This is a genomic window from Acetonema longum DSM 6540 (assembly GCF_000219125.1).
In the GTDB taxonomy this organism is placed as follows: Bacteria; Bacillota; Negativicutes; order Sporomusales; family Acetonemataceae; genus Acetonema; species Acetonema longum.
In genome coordinates this window covers 105001-125419 of record NZ_AFGF01000017.1, presented here as the reverse complement: position 1 = coordinate 125419, position 20419 = coordinate 105001, and the positions used below count along the sequence as shown (strand labels likewise).

Sequence of the window (20419 nt, the reverse complement as noted above, 5' to 3'; positions counted from 1 at the left end):
GGAGGAATTATTATGAAACCCGTTTATGTTGGATTAGGAGTATTATTTTTAGGACTGGGAGCGATTGGCGTCGTAGTGCCGCTGCTGCCGACAGTTCCCTTGTTACTGCTGGCATCCTATTTTTTCACCAAAGGCTCCGACCGGCTCCATGCCTGGTTTCTTTCTACCTCTATATACCGCAACCACTTGCAGGAGTTTGAACGAAACTGGGCCCTGCCGTTAAAATCAAAGATTTATATCCTGACTTTCTCCACTTCAATGATGCTATTACCTGTTTTTATGACCGATAATGCAATTATGCATCTATTGATCCTGCTATTGCTGCTGATTAAATATTATATTTTCGTTGTTAAAATAAGAACAATTCGCTAAGTCACATACTAAGGATTCCATAGGAGGCGGCCAACATCATGATCTCCAGGATAAAAACCGGTCGAATTGACTTGGCGAAATTGGCTTTAAAGTAATCCAGGGTTACTACCAGGCAAAGATGCGCCGGCGATAGCATGTGTCCGGCGGTACCGGCAATGAAACACACCGTGACTAAGAAAATGTCTCCCGGTGACAGCAGAGCGATAAAAGGAAAGGCGATAGCGACAAATCCCTGGGATGTACCGGTAAGAAGTCCGCCCAGGAAAGCAATGATGCCCACAACCAGCGCCGCCGGTATGGCAAAACTGTTCAGCAACACCGTGATATCCGTCACTGCGCCGGATAGCCGCAGGATGTTCTGGAAAAAGAGAATGTTAAATACTCCCCACAACAGCTTCTGATCCAGGGCATGATTCAGCATGGCCCGGATGTCAGAGGCTCCCTGCCGCAAGATGATGGTCATAGCCACTACCACGATGGTCATGGATATCGCAGCGCTGATCTGAAACAATACTACCAGCGCCAGATTGGCTAAAACCGGACCGGCAGCCAGCAGGATATACCGCCACTTTTCATTTTCTGCCTGCTGCTCTGGCTGAGCTGCTTCGTTCCGGCTTTTGAGTTTAAGGGGCGAAATGAGAAAAATCCAGCCGATAATGAAGGCCAGAATCGTGACCCAGGACATGCTGACCACCAGCCGGCTCAGGGGAATGCCGGACAACTGACTGGCCAGCAGCATGCCGGTGAATAAAGGGTTGGTAAACTCCCACACATGGCGGAACCAATAGTTGATCACTGTCTTTTTTTCCGCTGTCAATTCATAATCTTTACCGGCATTTTCCACCAAGGGGGCGGAAAAAATAGCGCCGCCCAACGAAGGCAGAAACCCAAGAAATGACGGCATCACCACCAGCAGCAGGCGATCGCTGTTAAAAATACTGCGAGCGGAAGCCATAAATCCGTCGATAATGCCCTTGGTCCGGAGCTGATACTCCAGACACATGACAAAATATAAGGCAAAAATGATCTCCCAGGTGCTGGGACTGACAAGAGTAGTTGAGACAGCCTCACTCACCTTGCCCATCGAAGGCCCGGTCCAAAAAAATAACAGCGCGGAACCGGCCAGCATCGAATTGCCCAGCTTCACCTTGCGGTTCAATAGGATGACAATCAAAATTAAAACGACGAGAATCTTAATCACAGAGACCATATACCCTTAACCCCCTGTTTATTGAACATTATTTGAACATTATCTGAACATTATCCTTTATATTTTCTCTATTCTTTCGCTGTTGCCGGACAAATCCCCTTCGTCCTCTCCGCTCCGGGGCGTCGCATGTCGTCATGTTCTATTCTATGCCCCGTTGACCAGAATACCCCCACGCAGGACAAAAGGCGTCAAGCCAAGAAATTTCTTGGCTTGACGCCTTTAATTATTCGGATGATCTCCCGTTGCAAAACCCATCTTTAGCCTAGCATCTGGGACCGTTCAAAAAGGCCCAGATGCCAGGTAAGAGAAACGCTTGCGCTTCCATGCTAGTGAAGAATTCAGGCGCCTTTTCGGCTTAAGGGATCACCTGCTATTACCGCTGTCCCGAAAAGTCGTGAAGCCTGATACAGCGCAGCGAGGACGGCCCTTTTTCAACAGTCCCCTACTTAGTTTTAAGTTCGGACCAAATCTCGTCGTACACTCTGGTGGCTTGCCCCAGATCCTTCAGGAACTCGCCTTTTGCCAGTGCTTCCGTGGGGGGATACACGGCTTTGTCTTCCAGCAGGGCCTTATCCAGCAACTTGACCGCTTCCATATTGGGGTTGGTGTAGGGGAATTCTTTGGAGATCAGCAGGCTGATTTCCGGCTCCAGAATGAAATTCATGAACAACTCGGCTTCCCGTTTATGAGGGGCGCCATGAGTCAGGACGAAATTGTCCTGCCAGAGATACATGCCTTCCTCCGGGAAAACCACTTCAATGGCGGGATTTTCTTTCTTAGCCAGGGAGGCCTCGGCATTCCAGACGTAGCCGATGGCGGCTTCGCCGTTGATTAAGAGAGTTTTGGGGCTGTCGCTGTCATAGGCTTTAATATTGGGAATGAGTTTTGCAACTTGTGCTTTGGCCTCGGCCAATTTCCGGGGATCGGTTTCATTCAGGGAATAGCCCAGGATTTTCAGGCCAATGCCGATAATCGCCCGTTGGTCGTCTAAGACCACCAGAGAATTTTTGAGACCGGGATTCAGCAGATCCTTATAGCTTTTCACCGGTTCTTTTACCTTGTCGGTATTCACGGCCAGCAGCACGCTGCCGCACATATAGGCCACGGTGTATTGGTTGTCCGGATCAAAGAATTTGTTTTTATATTGGGGGTCTATGTTTTTCAGGTTAGGAATGTTGTTGACATCAAAGGCCTGAATGATCGGCTGTTTTTGCTTGAGCATGATCTCCACCATGTAGTCGGTGGCTACTGCCAGGTCATACTGGGAAGCGCCGCCGGCCTGAAGTTTGGCCAGCATTTCTTCGTTGGAAGAATAGTGACTCAGATTGACCTTAATGCCGTATTTCTCCTGGAATTTATCCAGTACAGCCTGAGGGATGTATTCCGACCAGATGAATAGGTTCAGTTCGGAGGCCAGTTTTTCCTTATTCCCAGAATCCCCTGCTTTTTGTCCGCCGCAACCGGCTACCAAAAAAGCTGCCAGAATCATAATGCATAAGACCTTTGCCAATCTGCTTTGTTGCACTGTTTTTCCTCCTTATACGTTAGGTTGTTTTACGTTGATTTAAATATTCCGCTACCAGGACCATGAGCAGTGTCAATAACAGCAGCAGCGTGGATAAAGCATTCACTGTCGGTGTTACGCCAAACTTCACCATGGAGAAGATTTTTAAGGGCAAGGTCATAGTGGCGGGACCGGAAACAAAGAAGCTGATGATCACATCATCCAAAGACAGAGTAAAAGCCAGCAGCGCGCCGGAAAGAATGCCGGGCATGATAATCGGCAGAACGATTTTGGTAAGGGTCTGCCAGTGATTGGCCCCCAGATCCATGGCCGCTTCCTCCAGCGATGGGTCAAAGCCGTCCAGGCGGGCCCGGACCACAATGACCACAAAGGGTATGCTGAAGGCCACATGGGAAATCAAGAGAGTCATAAACCCAACGGGAATCTGCAGCAGGGAAAACAAGGCCAGCAGGGACACACCCATGACAACTTCCGGGATCAGAATCGGAATATATAACAAGCCGTCGAGAATACTCTTGCCGCGAAAATGATATTTATACATGCCTACTGCCGTCAGAGCGCCGATCATGGTAGAAGCCAGGGTACTGACCAAAGCCAGGGTCATGCTGAGTTTAAAGGCATTCATAATAGCTGCGTCCTCAAACAAGGCAGCGTACCATTTCAGGGTAAAGCCCATCCAGACCACGTTCAGCTTGGAGTCATTAAAGGAAAAGGCCATCAGGACAAAGATCGGTATATACAGGAAAAAATAAATCAGGCAGGCATAGCCAATGGTCGTCCAGCGCAACAGTTTCACTGGCTAAAACACCTCCAGCTTATCTTTGCTGCCGGCATTGCGGAAGTAAAGATAAATCAAAATCAGGGTGATCGCCATCAGAATAATCGAAATGGCCGAGCCAAAAGGCCAGTCTCTGGCGGTAAGAAACTGATTTTTCACCAGATTGCTGATCAGCATGGCTTTACTGCCGCCCATCAGTTCCGGAATGAAGAAATACCCCAGGGCCGGAATAAAGACCAGAATGGAGCCGGCCATAATGCCGGCTTTGGTCAGGGGAAGCGTAACCCCGAAAAAGGCCCGCACAGGATTAGCCCCCAAATCGCCGGCTGCCTCTAATAATGCCGGGTCCAGCTTCTCGATAGAAGTAATCAGAGGCAGCACCATGAAGGGAAACAGCACATACACCAGGCCGATCAGAATGGCTGTTTCGTTGTACATCATGGCCAGAGGCTGAGATACAAGACCGATTTTCAATAAAATGGTATTGATAAAGCCTTCGGTTCGCAGCAGCATGATCCAGGCATAAGTCCGTACCAGGGAGTTGGTCCAGAAAGGCAAAATCACCAGCAGCAGCAGGATGTTGCGCCAGCGTTTGGGAGCCTTGGCCACAAAATAGGCAAAGGGATAGCCCAGAATCAGGCACAGCAGCGTGGTTATAAACGAAAGGACCAAAGAGTTCCACAGTATTTTTATATACATGGGATTAAAAATACGGCTATAGTTATCCAGGGTGAACTGGTATTCGATGCCACCGTACAGTCCCCGCTGCATAAAGCTCACCAGCACCACCAGCAATAAAGGTAAAGCCACGAAACACACCATCCAAAAGGTGCCCGGCCCCACCATGGTCAGGATATGCCGTCTCCGGTCAACTGCTGTTTCCCCGGCAGTTTCAGAGGGAACTGCCGGACCGGAATGTGAATTGTTCACAGGACCACCATCCATTATCAACATGATTTAACCTACCAGTTTGGCAGCCTCTGCCGGCCCAGCCGAAACGGAACTTCCTGCCGGGTCTTTGACCAGCACCGCATGATCCGGATTCCAGCTCAAAAACACTTCCGTTCCCTTCGCCAGCTTTCCGGTCTGGGCCCTGCCCACCGGTTCACTGACCACAACCTCCAGCTTCTGATTCAGATGAATGATCGTCTTCATCGTCGAGCCTACATAAATCTGCTCTTTGTACCAGCCCTTCAGGGCAAAAGGCTTGCCATCAGGGGAATCACTGAGTTCAATCCGTTCCGGCCGCACGGCGATATAGGCTGCCTCACCTAAGCTCAGCCCCCGGTTGGGGACCGGTGCCCGGCCATTCTCCATTTCTAAGACGGCGTAGTTCCCGTCGAGACCGGTCACTTTACCGCTAAATAAATTGGTTTCGCCAATAAAGCCGGCGACAAATTTGCTTTGGGGCCGTTCATAAATTTCATCCGGGTTGCCGGTCTGTTCAATAACCCCTTCATTCATGACAGCGATCCGGTCGGACATCGTCAGGGCTTCTTCCTGGTCGTGAGTCACATAGATAAAGGTAATGCCCAGTTTTTTCTGCAGCCGTTTCAGCTCGATCTGCATTTGCTTGCGCAATTGCAGATCCAGAGCTCCCATCGGCTCATCCAGCAGCAGCACCTCAGGATGATTGACAATCGCCCGGGCAATGGCTACCCTTTGCCGCTGTCCGCCGCTCAATTGGTCCGGCCGGCGCTGGGCGAACCCGTCCAGTTGGACCAGGGACAGCGCTTCATTAACTCTTTGGCTGATTTCAGCTGACGGAGCCTTCTTCATGGTCAGCCCAAAGGCGATATTATCAAAAACGCTCATATGGGGAAACAGGGCATAACTTTGAAAGACGGTATTCACATTACGCTCGTAGGGTGGTTTAGCCTCCACATGCTGACCGTCCAGCAGAATAGAGCCGCTGGTGGGCTGTTCAAAGCCGGCGATCATCCGCAGCGTAGTGGTTTTTCCGCAGCCGCTGGGCCCTAAAAGTGTGAGAAACTCCCCTCTTCTTACATCCAGATGAATATGATTGACTGCCGTTGAATCTTCAAAAACCTTAACCAGATCGACGAGCTGTACCGCCATGTCCTGCATCCTATCAGCGCTCCTTTTATTTGCAAGTCCTCTAATTTGAAATAACTTAAAGCTCACTTAAAGATAAGCATATGAAAAGATAAAAAAGTTTTCTCATGCCGGCATAAATCCGGCCAAGAAAACCTCATTGCTATTTACTACGTTGAAGGACCCGCGCCCGATTCTCTTGTATCTGGCGCAAGCCGGTCTGCAGGTTATGAAATTACGATAATGTTACCTGTAGAATCACCTGATTTCCCGTAATTTTTTCACTGTAAAAGCCGTAAAAAGTGAAACTGGTTATAGTATATAACCAGTTTCACTTTATATCAAGTAAATTTTATGTTTCGTAAATTTTATGGTTGTTAGCGATAATAATCAGCTTATACTTCCCGGCCTCATAACGGGAATTCAGCCACAGCATGCCGTCGGCCGAGGGGGCGATAAAGCTTTCCTGCCCGTCCGGCAGCTGCAGCACCATGCTGCGGATGTTGCCGGGGCTAAGGTCAATCAGAGATGAACCGGCTGTTAACCGGTATCCCCGGAATAAAATTCCGTCTTTTTGCCTCACAGTGCCGGCTGCCTGCAATACCGCCGGAATCCGCCGCGGCGCAGCCGGTTGCGCCGGACCGGGATGAACCACATAGGCTACTTTGGTCCAGGCCTCTTCAAACTCTTCCGCCAGGTACTCTCGCAGCACGCCTGGCCGGTTCCCCGCTGCCGGGTCATTCACCAGGACATACTCTTTGCCGTCTTTGTAGAAAAACCCGCGAATGACGACAATATGACCGGCTGTATAGGAAATGGGAGCATTCGTCAGGATAGGATATGTCTTAGCGACCGTAACGCTGTTGCGATAGCGCACACTGGCAATCACCGGATAGCCTCGGGCAATTTCCTGTTTTACATCCTCCAGGGAATTATAGAAGGCAACATAGGAGGTCAAACCCAGACTGCCGGCATAGGCGGTATTAAAAGACCAATTGCCAAACAGGTCCCCCTTATAATCCATAACTCCCCAGGCTGTTTCTTCCGGGGTCTGGTAAAAACCGTAATATTCTAAAACCATGTTCAGACTGGTTGGACTGCAGATCCGGCTGGAAATGCGGGGGTCTCTCAGTCCCTGGGAATACATCGGTACGGCTAAGTTTTTGTCCAGCCTGAAAGATGACGGGGAGTTCTCTCTTTGCTGGCTGTCGCGAGCGGTGACGGCCACCAGGCGTACCGCCGGAGTCAATTGGGGATTATCGCTATGTAGGGTCAACCGGTAGCGAACCGCTGTAGCTTTGCCACTCTTGAGGGTCAGGGTATCAATATCCATATCGGCGAAAGAATTTTTCGGGTTGCCCAGGAACGAACCGGTATCAGTGGTGGTGCTCCATTCCCCCCAGGAAAACCATTCCGACCATTGCTCCCCCGCCGCAACCTGAGCTTCGACCTTGATCCAAGTCCCCGGCGGCGTAACCGCGTTCCAGGAAACCACCATTTCATCAAACGGGGCGAGTCGGATGACCGACGAGGTGTAGACCCCGGCAGCGAATTTCCCCCTGGGGCCGGCCAGTTCTATAACTGGTTCTTTTGCGCCCGCAGCCGTGCCGGCAAAAGTGCCGGCAGCAAAATCAGCAGCGGTGTTTTGAATCACCGTACCGGCTGATACAGCTGAAATCCCGCCCGGGTTGCCGTCATCCGGCGCCGCCTTCCCTGCCTGGCCGCAAAGCAGCAAAAAAAAGAGGATTACAGCTAAACCCGCGAAAGGTAAAAAACTAAAGTGACGCAGCTTGTTGTTTTTCATATCATTCTCCGTATTTTTCTCTGTCGAAGCTTGTTGCATCTATTCGCCGCTGGCCGGCCTATTCCCTGCCCGCGGATTCAATCCTGCATTCGCTCTGACGACAAGGTCATCCGCTATGGCGGCGATGAGTTTTTGACCATTCCAAGCGCTGCTTCCGGGCCGCAGCGCTTTTTGTTCGTGCCTATACGAATATAAATAAACAGGGAAGGGATCAGGCCAACCTGGTCCCTTCCCTGTTTTATCCGGTATTATTGCTCCCACCCGCCCCCGGCTTTTCCCGGTCCTGGTTTTTTCTTAATTGCTGCTTAACAGCCTCGGGAAAACTATCCGGGTCAAACGCTGCCTCATGGCAGTGACCGGTTCCGTCCTGTCTGTTATCAATACTCGGCAGCAGACGGCTACTCACGGTTTTCAGCAGTTTTTTCAGCATGCGTAATTCCCCTTCCGTACAAAATCTGGCAACTTCATTATAAAACTTTCCGGCTGCCAGGGAAAGGCCAAACGGGTAAATTCCATTAGCAGAGGATCACTGAATCCATGCATCAAGTATTTACTTGTTTCAATATATGTGCTACTATATTCCTGTAATTATAGTTAATTATGCTATACTTTTTCGCGAAAAGTCTGAAAAGTGTTGCATGGATCGGAGGAGAAAACATGAGTATCAGAGTCGCTGTTAATGGTTTAGGCCGTATTGGCCGCATGTGTCTGCGCGCTGCCTGGGAAAGGCCGGATATTGAGATTGTTGCGGTCAACAGCACAACCGATGCTGCTGCCTTGGCCCACTTGCTCAAATATGATTCGGTGCACGGAAAATTTCCCGGTCAGGTACACGGTGAAGGCAATTTGCTTACGGTAGACGACCGGAAAATCGCAGTGGTTTCCGAGCGTAATCCAGCTAATTTAAGCTGGGGCAAACTGGGTGTCGACATCGTCATCGAAGCCACGGGCAAGTTCAATTCGACCAAAGATGCCAGCGCCCACATCGCCAGTGGTGCGCAAAAAGTCATCCTTACCGCCCCCAGCAAGGATGACGGCAAAACGATCGTTATGGGTGTCAACGAAGCAACCTACCGGCCGGAAATCGATCATGTGGTATCAAACGCTTCTTGCACCACTAATTGCCTGGCTCCCATTGTCAAGACTATTCACGAACGGTTCGGCATTGTCAATGGACTGATGTCAACTGTTCATGCCTTTACAACCGACCAGCGCAGTCTGGACAATTCTCACAAAGACCCGCGTCGCAGCCGCGGCTGCACGCAATCTATCGTGCCCACCTCTACCGGCGCGGCCAAAGCCATCGGCCTGGTCATACCGGAACTTAAGGGTAAACTTAATGGCATTGCCATCCGCGTGCCTGTGCCCAACGTATCCTTAACCGATGTAGTCCTGGAACTGGAACAGGATATCACCGCAGCCGCCATCAATCAAGCCCTGTATGAAGCTGCGCAGGGCAAACTGTGCGGTATTCTGGAGTATTGCGAGGAGCCGCTGGTGTCCGTCGACTTTGTTGATAACAGCCATTCGGCCATCGTGGACTCTCTGTCGACTATGACCATCGGAGAACGCACTGCCAAGATACTGGCCTGGTATGACAATGAATGGGGCTACTCCTGCCGGGTACTTGATCTGGCGGTATTCATAGGCTCTCAGTTGAATTCGCGGCATCACTCATCCAATAAACTGGCAGTGTAGTCTGATCCTCAGCGCACATCCCGGCAATGTTGGCCGACATCAGACGTTGCCTCTGATTAAAAAGGCGAATACATCGCCAGCCGCAACAGCGGCTGCATCGAAACCGCCTGCCTTCTGCCGCGGTTCCGGTATCTTCCAGGCGATGTAAATGCAGCAGGGCGGCCGCAAAACGTTTTTGAAACGTATGCGGCCGCCCCCTTTTTTTATTGATTTCAGTCTGGTTCGCTTGTCAGATGAGTTTTTCCAGTGTATCCTCGCTTTATTCGCCGCCGGTCAAAGCATCAATCGGCCGCTAGAACTGAATATTCTTAAAGGCTTTAACCTGAGCGGCGATAGCTCTTTCCGTCGGCAGCCGCTCCATGCTGGAAGCCCCGTAGAAGCCGATGACCCCTTTGGTTTTGCTCAAAACATAAGCTGCGTCTTCGGGCTCGGCAATAGGACCGCCGTGACAAATCACCAGGATATCCGGATTGATGGCTTTAGCCGTGTCATGAATGGCCTGGATCTTTTTGACGCAATCATCCAGAGTCAGAGCTGTTTTGGCACCAATGCTCCCCTTGGTGGTCAGGCCCATATGAGCCACCAGAATGTCCGCCCCGGCCCGGGTCATTTTCACCGCCTCATCTTCGGAAAAAACATAAGGGGTGGTCAGAAGATCCAGCTTGCGGGCCTTGGCGATCATCTCCACTTCCAGGTCATAGCCCATGCCGGTCTCTTCCAGGTTCTGCCGGAAAGTGCCGTCAATCAGGCCCACAGTGGGAAAATTTTGTACGCCGGCAAAACCAACCTCTTTCAGTTGTTTTAAAAACACGTCCATCAGCCGGAAGGGATCGGTACCGCACACACCCGCAAGCACCGGCGTATCTTTTACCACCGGCAGCACCTCCTGCGCCATTTCCAGAACGATAGCATTGGCGTCGCCATAGGGCATCAGACCGGCCAGCGAACCCCTGCCGGCCATGCGGTAACGGCCGGAGTTATAGATGACCATCATATCCACTCCGCCGGCTTCGGCGCTCTTAGCCGATATGCCGGTTCCAGCGCCGGCTCCGATCACAGGCATCCCTTTAGCCGCCTGCCCCCGCAACTTCTCCAAAATCGTACTTCTTGAACCTGCCATTATTGTTATCCCCCTGTTAGTTCTTTTACTTCTGTTTCATCATGGCAGCCAATTTCTCAGCCATGGCTACGGCAAAGTGCTCGTCATTAATATCCGTATCCATTTCGATGATCTCCACCCTGCTCCGGTCCAGATTTTGCCGCAGGGCGGCAAATAAGGCGGCATCTTCTTCCGGCCCGTAGAAAACCTGACCGGCTTTATCGATCAGCGACACTCCCTTTAAGGGCAGATACAGCGCAGTGGGTCCCTGGACCTTGTTCAGCTTGGAGGCGATGATCTCGCCCAGGCGGCGGCATTCTTCCACTGTGGTGCGCATCAGAGTCACCGTGGGGTTATGCTGATACAGCTTGCGGCCTTTGAATCGTACCGGCACGGTGTCCATAGGGCCAAAGTTAACCATATCCAGCGCCCCTACCGACACCACCTGGGGAATGCCGGCCCTGGCCGCCGCCTCCAGCCGGCGGGGACCGCCGGACATCACGCCTCCCACCAGTTCATCGGCCCATTCGGTAGTGGTAATATCCAGCACTCCCTTGATAAAGCCGCCTTCAATCAATCCTTCCATAGCCTGTCCGCCGGTGCCGGTGGCATGAAACACCAGAAGCTCATAGCCTTTGGCCTCCATATGCTCCCGTGCTTTCGTCACGCAAGGCGTAGTCACGCCAAACATGGTGGCTCCAATCAGCGGTTTATCCGCACCCGCCGCGGGTGCCTTGCCACGGACCATGCCGGCCACTGCAAAGGCGGCGTTGGCCAGTATGCGGCGGGACAGGCCGTTCAGTCCGGCAATGTCCACCACCGAATACATCATGGTCACATCTTTAACTCCTACATAGGGCCTGGTATCCCCAGAGGCCACCGTTGACACCATGACTTTTGGCACACCTACCGGCAAAGCCTGCATTGCCGCCGTACCGATGGTGGTGCCTGCGGTGCCGCCCAGGCTGATGATTCCGCCCACTTCACCTTTTGTATACAGTTGGCTGACCCATGTTACCGCGCCCTGCATCATTACATTCATGGCCAGGCCCCGGTCATTTCTCTCGATCAGCTCACCCAGCTTCATTCCTCCGGCCTCAGCCACCTGGGCATTGGATATTTCAGGCGTAAAATAGGGTTCTCCTTTTACGCCGGCGTTAATGACCAGCGTGGCCGTTCCGGTGCTTTCAATCAGGTCTTTGATATACTTGAATTCCTGCCCTTTAGTATCCAGCGTACCCAGAATAACAATTTTTCCATCCACAGGCTTCACCCCTTTTATTCCGAAAATTCTAATGCATTTATTTTTCCCTGCTACTTATGATGAGCATTCTTCGCCTCGTCTATGAGGTATTTTAGCGGCTTTCGGAAAATAAGGCATGACCCGGCGTAAACCAATAAAGCCTCCGGGTAAAAAGCCGGAAGCCTGAATGTGCTATGTAAAGTAAGAACGGCAAGACCGAATCGTTTGCCATCCGGCGAGGCGGCGGCTAATACTGGGCGGCCAGCCTGCCTTCAATCTCCCGCCAGATGGCCCACATATTCGGGTTACTTATTCGCCTGCCGGGATGACAGCAGGTATCGGCTGCCTCAGCGGTGGCAGGTTGCGCTGTTGTTGCAGTTATCCTGCATACGGCCATGGCTGTCGTCCCGACAAAATCCGGATATTCTGCAATACAGCGAAATAAAGCCTTAATTCCCCGGGAAAATTTTGCAGTCACCGATTCTCCCGCCTTGGTGACTGCAAACAATACCGGAAACAAAACCAGAACGATCAAGGGTGCAATCAAGGCAAATGCCAGATCCACTCCTTTGATATGATATACTGCATAAAATTTTACGGCGGTACCGCAAGCCAGACCGGCATAGGCTATAATCCCCAAAAACAGCAATTCATTCATACGGACATCCCCTTATTCTTTAAAAACTTTCTGCGTTCATCGCAGCTCATGTGCGCCGCAAAATTTGCGACAGTAATAAATACGGTTATTCCGCCGATAAAATACCAAAAAATTTTTAACGGTATTTCATACTCACGGAAAGCGAGAAAATCGTCGGCAACTCGAATCACCAAATGTTGCTTATCGTTATGAAGTCCCTGAATGGATTTAAGGCCTGTCCATAAATTATAGATAGTATCCACAGACGCCTTATGCAGGTTCGCATCCTGCGTTCCCTGCATATTATGCCGCAATAGGCGGATTTCATTGTCAATGCTGTTGTCGATGATCGCCGCAACTTTATGCAGATTATTATCCCCGTAATTCCAATTCGTATTTACGGCAAGAGCTTTTTTCATGTCATCAGCCACTGCTTTGCTCACATCGACTTCAATCGTCTGCACTAAACCCGCCAGACCAATAATCGTCAACCCCAGAAACACGGTAAAGCCAGCGATATTAATCCACCTTTTGTACCAAACATCATCGGACTTCAGGTATTCAATAAATAACAGCAGTGAGAAAAAGGTAAGTCCGACCCAAAAAGATTGTCCTACCTCACAGGTTTTGCCCATGATCCACCAGGCAATGCCGCATAACACCGGCCTGGCTCCTAATGATATCATAAAGGAGGCCCCCTTAGCCGGAGCGGAGCGCCGGTCGTATGTACGGTCTTGTCTTGGGCGCACGTTCTGACGCTGTTTATCCATTGTCGCGTCCCCTATTCCCCTATTCCAAGTCAGATTACATATTGCTTCGATAAATGGGATAAATTTCCTCTATTAATTATTTCGACAAAATGTAGCCATGACTTAAATACAAAATTCTGAAAATACGCCTCCTTTCTATAAAAAGACCACACAGTGGAATCATGTATGTTTTTATCTGGAATTTTATAACTTAAGAATACTCCCAATTCCAGCAAAATTCAATAGGCAACCCTCTCCAACATAAAAACCCGAGAAAGACATCCTGACGCACTGCACTCATCCGTCAAGATATCCCTCTCGGGCTTTTTATGACAATTTTTCTGCGGAATCCAAAACAGTATGACAGCCCCACATCCGGTTACTTACCCGATGAACCAATGGCGATTCCGATCAAAAGAGCTGCAATGTCGCGCAGAGCGCGGTCATGCCTTTTTTTCTCCCTCTCTTGTCTTGCGCGCCATTCGCGTTCGCTTTCATGTTGGCGGCGTCTCATTTCTCGTTCATGACGTTCATTCTCCTGACGCCGTCGTTCGTCATGCTGGCGTCGCCGTTCCCGTTGATCCCGCTCTCGGCGCTCCTGTTCACGGCGTTTTTCCATTTCCCGCCGGCGCTCAGCTTCTCGCCGGTCCTTTTCATTCGGTTGATGATGGCCCTTACTCATTGCATAAAGCGGCGGAGTGTTATTCTGATATAAAGCGGCCGCTTCTAAAACAGAGGCCCCTGTACCAAACTGCAAAATACCCACCAGCGAATAAATAACCGTCTTCTTAACTGCGCTGTTCATTTAAGCACCCCCTTGGCTTATCTCCATCATTATAATATGGAAGTATGACAAAAATATGATAAGGCCTATCTTAACGCTCCGGGGGATTTGTAAGAAAAATAAGGTCCCGGCATGTCTGCCGGGACGGTCATCACAAATGCCTTTTATTGATTGCGGCGCCAGCAACCCTCCTAAATTTCGTCCCCTTCCCTCATTTCTGTTTCCTTTTGAGCGCCAATGCGTGAAACAAGGTAAACAGCCACACTTGTTGCAGCCAGTACCCCGGTCATGGCCGGTACGGTAATATACTCTCGCGGGAGATACTCATAAAGGCCCAGCAAGCCAAAGGCAATAAAGATCAAGGCCGCAACCCATTTTACAACCCTCTCGGGGATGCGCTTTCCAAGCACAATTCCGATAATGATACCGATGCCGTCAGCAATCATCATGCCAAGCGTGGTACCCATCCAAACCGGAATGATTGTATTAAATTGGGCAGCCAGCGCTACTGTTGCCAGTTGTGTTTTATCTCCCATTTCGGCAATAAAAAATGCAATGGCAACAGTCCAAAACGGATTACATCGATCCGCCTTATCCTCCCCTTCAAGCTTGTCTCCGCGGATTGTCCACAGTCCGAACAAAATAAAAGAGACTGCCGCAGCAATCTGAACGTAATTCATCGGAATAAACTGCGTAATGTAATTGCCAACGATTACTGCAAACAAGTGGTTGACGACCGTTGCGGCAAAAACACCCCACATTACCGTTTGCCAGCGAAAACGGGTCGCAAAGGCCATTGCCAAGAGCTGGGTTTTATCCCCCATTTCAGCGAGAACTACAAATACTAAAGAAGTGATAAACGCTACCATTGAATAATCCCCCTTCTAAAATATAGATGTTCGGCATTATGCGGGCCTGCAATCGCTCACTTCTCCAGTAAAAATAAAAAAACGAGACGATTAGCCACGCATTTAAACCGTGGCTAAAGGTCTCGCTAGTTGGTATCCCAACGATAAGGCCAGGTATTTCTACCAGCATGTTGACCCTATCAATAAGCTACTCCCCTTTAGGAATTATTTTCAGTATAACTAAAACATGCGCTGTTGTCAACTGTGGATTCTTCTTTTGTTTAACTTGCGATAATGTCACCTTTAAGGGGGGCATATTAATCTGATCACTGCTTTTTGCCGGGCATTTCGAATAAACAAAAATGTGAAAATTTTCTCAATAAAGATAATAAAAAACCTGCGTTCAATCTTTAGTACTGTTATAATCCCGTTCATTAAAGTAGTTCAGCCAGGAAGAAGTGCGATGCAGCTGCCAGTTGCAGGGAGGCATATATTTATCCTTCATGCGTTCTTCCTTGCCACCCTTTTTAAAGCCCTCATACATCGTCACATAGATGCACTTTTGCCGGCCCGGATATACCTCACACCAGCCGTCGCGGCTGCCGCCGCAGGCGCCGTTGCGCTGTTGCTTGGGACATTGGGACATAGGGCAGATAAAGCCAAGCTCGTGCATGGCACAGTCGCCGCAGAAACGGCATTGATTCGTCATTGTTTTGGTCGTATATTCGGCAAGGGTAAAGGGCTTTTTCAGCCAGGATTGATCGATATATCTGGCAATAGCTCTGTTTACCGGATAAAACGGCGCTTGGCGATCAAACGCCACCGCATGGACAACATCCATAAATTTCTGCTTGAAGGAGCCGGATGCTCCGGTTTTGCTGCGATCGACAGGCTGACTGGTATTGAGCCCGGTGGCCGCATCTTTTTCAAAGAAATAAAAGCCATTCTCCTGAGGATGATCAAATTCAGCCTTGGCAATGTCCTGCCAGTTCCCGCTCAATTCCTCGCCTTTATCGATAATGTACTGTACATCACTGTAGCCCAAACCGTGGCCGCCGATATTGATTCCGTCATATTTCAGCCCTTTCAGCACGGCATATAGTTTAGCCGCCCGTAAAAGCTGCAGCTCTTTTTTATTCTCCTGACCGACTTCGGATTCCAGCCGAGCTACCAGGGAATCCGTAACTACACAGCCGGGTATCAGGTTTTTATTCATCAACTTGGCCACGGGCAACGACAGTACGAAGATATTGCCGATCAGGGGCACTGACAACTGATGCAGGTCCACGTATTTTCTCAGTTCATCAAACTTTCGGGCGTCATAGCCCAGCTGGGTGATAATGAACCTGGCCCCGTTGGCTGCCTTTTTATGCAGCTTATAGTATTGAGCCATGGCCTCAGCCTCGGTTGACTTAAACGGTGAAACCACCGCGCCAGCAAAAAAAGTCGTGGCCGGCAGCTTCGTGTAGCTCCCTGCATTCATTTTGGTAATCATGCGCAAGGCATGCACCGCATCGAAGTCAAACACCGGCTTGGCATTGCCGGCGTACCCATCCACCGGATAATCCCCGGTCATCACCAAAAGATTCTCCACATCGGCCCTGGCCAGGGAGTACAGCTCGCTCTCCAGGGCATTTCTGTTTCTGTCTTTGGTCGTAAAGTGAACCAACGGATCAATGCCCAGCCGCTTGACTTCCGCTGCCATGGCATAAACGGAAATAGCCGCTTTACCGCCCGGATTGTCCGTAATGGTAACAGCGTTGATCCTGGGGTCCTGAGCCGCCAGCGACGCCATTTTTACCAGGTGTTCCTGGGCCTTTTCCCTGACGCCCCGACCCGGAACCAGTTCCCAGGTGATGGATGGCCGCGCCGGATCGGCCAGCGCTTCCTTCAGTGACAGTTTGGTTGTCATACCGATCTCCCCCTTCTTGTCTTGACTCTTGCCAGGATGTTACAATGCACCTTGTATATATTACCTGAAAATTTCGTTTTCGGTGTTGTTTATTCCTGCCAGCGTGGTAATATTTGTAATTGCTTACTAACGATCTATCTAATCTCAACAAATAACTGTTTGTCCTGACCTTGTCCATAATCAGCGGCGGACGCAGTACGACCGGATGAATCCGAGCAGCATGGCTCATTCTTGCCATAGCCGCAATATTGTGGCTTAGCACCAATACCACTCTGTAAAAGCAGGTCATTTGTTCCGCACATAATAAATACATGCGCCGGTTTACAGTTAATTACGTCCGCTGCAAACCGGCGTTTCATATGTTCAGTGGTATCGCCCGAAATGCCCCGGTAATGAACTTACGCGGCTGCGCAGCGGCATTTCGGACATTCCGGCACGCACCAGGCATACTTCGCCCGCGGCAATTCCCTGATGATTTAATGATATTGTATCATATTCCTGATTTCCACTTCAAGAAGACTGTTATCTATCATGAATTTCCGCGGAGCACCACCCGCTCTTCCCCGGACTCTTCCTTTTAGCGCCGTTAAAGCATACAAATATAAGAAAGGCTCGAAACAGGGAGAGATGTATGTGCCAAGTACAAGCGATTTTAACCGGCAGGCGGTTGTTTATCGCATGGGCGATCCCTCCAAACCGCTGGCAGCACTAACGTTCGATGATGGTCCCGATACGAAGTGGACGCCCCAAATACTAGATATACTGGCCGCCAAAGGAGTGAAAGCAACATTTTTCGTCCTGGGGCAAGAAGTTGAAAAGAATCCCCGAATAGCGGCCCGTATTGTACGTGAAGGGCATACCATCGCCAGCCACGGCTATAGCCACGTCAGTCTTACTCAGCTATCCTTGCCCCAAATGTTCAGCCAGCTTTCCAAAGCCAACAGCGCTATATCTGCTGCCACCGGAGTAATCCCCGGTTTGCTGCGCCCGGTAGGCGGCGCCTACAATCAACAGGTGCTGAAAACGGTTACCCAAAATGGTTTTAACCTGATCCTTTGGTCGGTGGACCCTCAGGACTGGAGAGGCCTAAGCGCTGGTGCCATTTTAAACAATGTATTGTCCAATACCCGTGCCGGCGGCATAATCCTGCTGCACAGCGGGGAAGGCCCAAATCTGACCGGAACAGTGCAGGCGCTGCCGCAGATGGTCGACCAGTTACAGGCACAAGGGCTGCGATTGGTGACGGTTCCGGAACTGCTGGGGCTGTCAGCTTAACCAAACGTGAAATCCTGTCCAATCTCAAAATTTTGAATCGGGCAGGATTTTTTACCCTATGAGTCTGTCACCCTGATTGTGCGGTATTAAATAGCATTATCAACGGAATACTAAGGTATCATTTAACAGGTAGCAGCAATACCCATAGTTGCAGGAGGTGCTATGATGCAGCAAAATCAAGGAAATACGACTGTTTCCGGGGACGATATGAAAACGAGGCAAATGGAGCGCCATACCGCCGATCATCGCGAACAGCCGCTGACAACCAATCTGGGGGTAAGGCTTTCCCATACGGATGATTCCCTCAAGGCCGGAGTACGGGGCCCCACTCTCATGGAGGATTTTCATTTCCGTGAAAAGATCACCCATTTTGACCATGAACGCATTCCGGAGCGGGTGGTGCATGCCCGCGGCTTCGGCGCCCATGGCTTTTTTCAGGTATACGAATCCATGGCAGAATATACCAAGGCCAAATTTTTGCAGGATCCCCGGGTGAAAACGCCGGTGTTTGTGCGCTTTTCCACTGTGGCCGGTTCCAAAGGCTCGGCGGATACCGTGCGGGACGTAAGGGGCTTTGCCACTAAGTTTTATACTGAGGATGGCAACTACGACCTGGTCGGGAACAATATTCCGGTATTTTTCATTCAAGACGCCATCAAATTCCCGGATGTGATCCACGCCGTCAAGCCCGAGCCGCACAATGAAGTGCCACAGGCCACAACGGCCCATGATACCTTCTGGGACTTTGTGGTTAACACCCCGGAAACCGCCCATATGGTGATGTGGATCATGTCCGACCGGGCCATCCCCCGCAGTTTCCGCATGATGGAAGGCTTTGGCGTCAATACCTTTCGCTTTGTCAATGCTCAAGGCAACGCCCGGTTTGTGAAGTTTCACTGGAAGCCTCTCCTGGGGGTGCATTCGCTGATGCGGGATGAGGCCCAGAAGCTGTCGGGAAAAGATCCCGATTTTCACCGGCGGGACTTGTGGGATGCCATCGAGCAGGGGAACTATCCGGAGTATGAGTTTGGCGTGCAGATGATAGACGAGTCTCAGGAAACCGCCTTTGATTTTGATATTCTCGATCCTACTAAACTCTGGCCCGAAGAATTGGTTCCGGTAAAAATCATCGGCAAAATGACCTTAACCCGCAACACTGACAACTTTTTCGCCGAAACCGAGCAGGTAGCCTTTTGTCCCGCCAATATTGTGCCGGGAATCGACTTTAGCAATGACCCGCTGCTGCAGGGACGGCTGTTTTCCTATCAGGACACCCAGCTCACCCGTCTGGGCGGACCGAATTTTCATGAAATCCCCATTAACCGTCCTGTTATCCCTATTCATAACAACCAGCGGGACGGCCTGCACCGCATGACGGTGGACAAAGGCCAGGTAAGCTACTTCCCCAACAGCCTGCGGCAGGGCTATCCGGCGCCGGTTCCCGAGGCCGAAGGCGGCTATGTCCATTACGCCGAAAAGATCGATGCCCGCGTGATTCGCGCCCGCAGCGACAGCTTCCAGGATTTTTTCAGTCAGGCCGCCTTGTTTTGGAACAGCATGTCAGCCCCGGAAAAGGAGCACATCATTGACGCCTTCCATTTTGAGGTGGGCAGTGTCAAAGATAAAGCCATCAAACAACGGGTGGTAGACATGTTTAATCAGGTGGCCCCGGAACTAGCCAGCCAGCTTGCGCTAAAAATCGGCGCAATCCCGCCGGCGGAACCGGGAAGAACGGCAGTTGCCGCAAACTCGGCAGCGCTAAGCCAGGCAAACACCAGACAGTCTCCTGTGAGCCGCAAGGTGGCTGTGCTGGCAGAAAACGGCGTTTCTTATCCTGCCGTCAGTCAGGTCGTCAGCGTCCTTAAAACTGCGGGAATCCAAACGGAGATTATAAGCAGCCATATGGGCATGATCACCAGCGCCGAAGGCCAGATATTCGAAGCCGTCAAAGATTTTGCCACTGCCGGCGCTCTCTTATATGACGCCGTCTATGTGCCCGGCGGGTCCGGAAGCATTGAAAGCTTATCACAGACATCAGATACCCGGGATTTTATCAACGAAGCTTTTAAGCACGCCAAAACTATCGCCGCTGCCGATGAAGGAGTGGACTTGCTCCGGGCCTCGGATGCGAGAACTGTACAGTTGGCGCCGCCGAACGCTGCCAACCAATTGAGCACTGCCCTGGGAGTGGCCACCATCCGCAAAACATCGGACTGGGCCGGCTTTAGCCAGGAATTTATGAAGCTTATCGCCATGCACCGTCACTGGGAGCGGACCAGCCAGGCAAAGCGTTCCAACGGACAGTTCATGTGATTTGAGCCTTTTTCAGGCAACAAGAAATCCCAACTACTCAAAGCCTGAGTTTGACAGGATTTCTTGTTGCTCGATTCTACCGGCGGGATTGTGCCCGCGTTGTTTCCCAGATATTTT

Annotated in this window: 18 protein-coding genes; 4 read left to right on the top strand and 14 right to left on the bottom strand. The window is 50.7% G+C overall.

Annotation, left to right across the window (positions count from 1 at the left end; genetic code table 11):
- The first annotated feature begins 12 nt into the window (after positions 1 to 12).
- Positions 13 to 372, top strand: a complete 360-nt coding sequence (locus ALO_RS02630) for a DUF454 family protein (RefSeq protein ID WP_004092575.1) — start codon at positions 13 to 15, stop codon at positions 370 to 372.
- 1 nt (position 373) lies between these two features.
- Here the strand turns inward: ALO_RS02630 and ALO_RS02625 are convergent, their stop codons facing one another.
- The 7 genes from ALO_RS02625 to ALO_RS02595 form a co-directional block, all read right to left on the bottom strand.
- A complete protein-coding gene (locus ALO_RS02625) occupies positions 374 to 1582 on the bottom strand; it encodes a DUF401 family protein (RefSeq protein ID WP_004092574.1) in 1209 nt (402 codons plus the stop codon).
- Positions 1583 to 2024: 442 nt separating this feature from the next.
- The gene (locus ALO_RS22740; RefSeq protein WP_040292562.1) at positions 2025 to 3107 is read right to left on the bottom strand and encodes a polyamine ABC transporter substrate-binding protein; all 1083 of its coding nucleotides are present in this window, start codon (positions 3105 to 3107) and stop codon (positions 2025 to 2027) included.
- Between the two features lie 19 nt (positions 3108 to 3126).
- Positions 3127 to 3903: an ABC transporter permease subunit gene (locus tag ALO_RS22735; RefSeq protein ID WP_040292561.1), complete on the bottom strand. Its 777-nt coding sequence runs from the start codon at positions 3901 to 3903 to the stop codon at positions 3127 to 3129.
- Between the two features lie 3 nt (positions 3904 to 3906).
- Positions 3907 to 4731, bottom strand: a complete 825-nt coding sequence (locus ALO_RS02610; protein ID WP_139025302.1) for an ABC transporter permease — start codon at positions 4729 to 4731, stop codon at positions 3907 to 3909.
- Positions 4732 to 4842: 111 nt separating this feature from the next.
- On the bottom strand, positions 4843 to 5973 hold the full coding sequence (locus tag ALO_RS02605; protein WP_004092572.1) for an ABC transporter ATP-binding protein: 1131 nt from the start codon (positions 5971 to 5973) through the stop codon (positions 4843 to 4845).
- A gap of 319 nt (positions 5974 to 6292) precedes the next feature.
- On the bottom strand, positions 6293 to 7744 hold the full coding sequence (locus ALO_RS20660) for a C39 family peptidase (RefSeq protein WP_004092566.1): 1452 nt from the start codon (positions 7742 to 7744) through the stop codon (positions 6293 to 6295).
- 238 nt (positions 7745 to 7982) lie between these two features.
- On the bottom strand, positions 7983 to 8174 hold the full coding sequence (locus tag ALO_RS02595) for a hypothetical protein (RefSeq protein ID WP_004092564.1): 192 nt from the start codon (positions 8172 to 8174) through the stop codon (positions 7983 to 7985).
- Positions 8175 to 8401: 227 nt separating this feature from the next.
- Here ALO_RS02595 and gap point away from each other — a divergent pair, with 227 nt between their 5' ends.
- Positions 8402 to 9442: a type I glyceraldehyde-3-phosphate dehydrogenase gene (gene gap, locus ALO_RS02590; RefSeq protein WP_004092563.1), complete on the top strand. Its 1041-nt coding sequence runs from the start codon at positions 8402 to 8404 to the stop codon at positions 9440 to 9442.
- Between the two features lie 292 nt (positions 9443 to 9734).
- Here the strand turns inward: gap and ALO_RS02585 are convergent, their stop codons facing one another.
- The 7 genes from ALO_RS02585 to ALO_RS02555 form a co-directional block, all read right to left on the bottom strand.
- Positions 9735 to 10562 (bottom strand): phosphoenolpyruvate hydrolase family protein, encoded by an 828-nt coding sequence (locus ALO_RS02585; protein ID WP_004092562.1) that lies wholly within the window; start codon positions 10560 to 10562, stop codon positions 9735 to 9737.
- Between the two features lie 25 nt (positions 10563 to 10587).
- Positions 10588 to 11805 carry a Tm-1-like ATP-binding domain-containing protein gene (locus ALO_RS02580; RefSeq protein ID WP_004092559.1) on the bottom strand — a complete coding sequence of 406 codons (1218 nt, stop codon included), beginning with the start codon at positions 11803 to 11805 and terminating at the stop codon, positions 10588 to 10590.
- A 226-nt stretch (positions 11806 to 12031) separates the two neighbouring features.
- On the bottom strand, positions 12032 to 12442 hold the full coding sequence (locus tag ALO_RS02575) for a hypothetical protein (protein WP_004092557.1): 411 nt from the start codon (positions 12440 to 12442) through the stop codon (positions 12032 to 12034).
- Positions 12439 to 13107, bottom strand: coding sequence for a hypothetical protein (locus ALO_RS02570; RefSeq protein ID WP_004092555.1), 669 nt, complete (start codon positions 13105 to 13107; stop codon positions 12439 to 12441). Before ALO_RS02570 ends, ALO_RS02575 begins: the two co-directional genes overlap by 4 nt.
- A 442-nt stretch (positions 13108 to 13549) precedes the next feature.
- Entirely contained in the window at positions 13550 to 13975 is a 426-nt protein-coding gene (locus ALO_RS02565) for a hypothetical protein (RefSeq protein WP_004092547.1), read from the bottom strand.
- Between the two features lie 170 nt (positions 13976 to 14145).
- Complete coding sequence (locus ALO_RS02560; protein ID WP_004092544.1) at positions 14146 to 14823, bottom strand: TMEM165/GDT1 family protein; 678 nt, start codon at positions 14821 to 14823, stop codon at positions 14146 to 14148.
- Between the two features lie 382 nt (positions 14824 to 15205).
- The gene (locus ALO_RS02555; RefSeq protein ID WP_004092543.1) at positions 15206 to 16714 is read right to left on the bottom strand and encodes a methylenetetrahydrofolate reductase C-terminal domain-containing protein; all 1509 of its coding nucleotides are present in this window, start codon (positions 16712 to 16714) and stop codon (positions 15206 to 15208) included.
- A gap of 633 nt (positions 16715 to 17347) precedes the next feature.
- Here ALO_RS02555 and ALO_RS02550 point away from each other — a divergent pair.
- Positions 17348 to 17989, top strand: coding sequence for a polysaccharide deacetylase family protein (locus ALO_RS02550; protein WP_050806954.1), 642 nt, complete (start codon positions 17348 to 17350; stop codon positions 17987 to 17989).
- Positions 17990 to 18154: 165 nt separating this feature from the next.
- The gene (locus tag ALO_RS02545; RefSeq protein ID WP_004092541.1) at positions 18155 to 20302 is read left to right on the top strand and encodes a catalase; all 2148 of its coding nucleotides are present in this window, start codon (positions 18155 to 18157) and stop codon (positions 20300 to 20302) included.
- Positions 20303 to 20419: the final 117 nt, after the last annotated feature.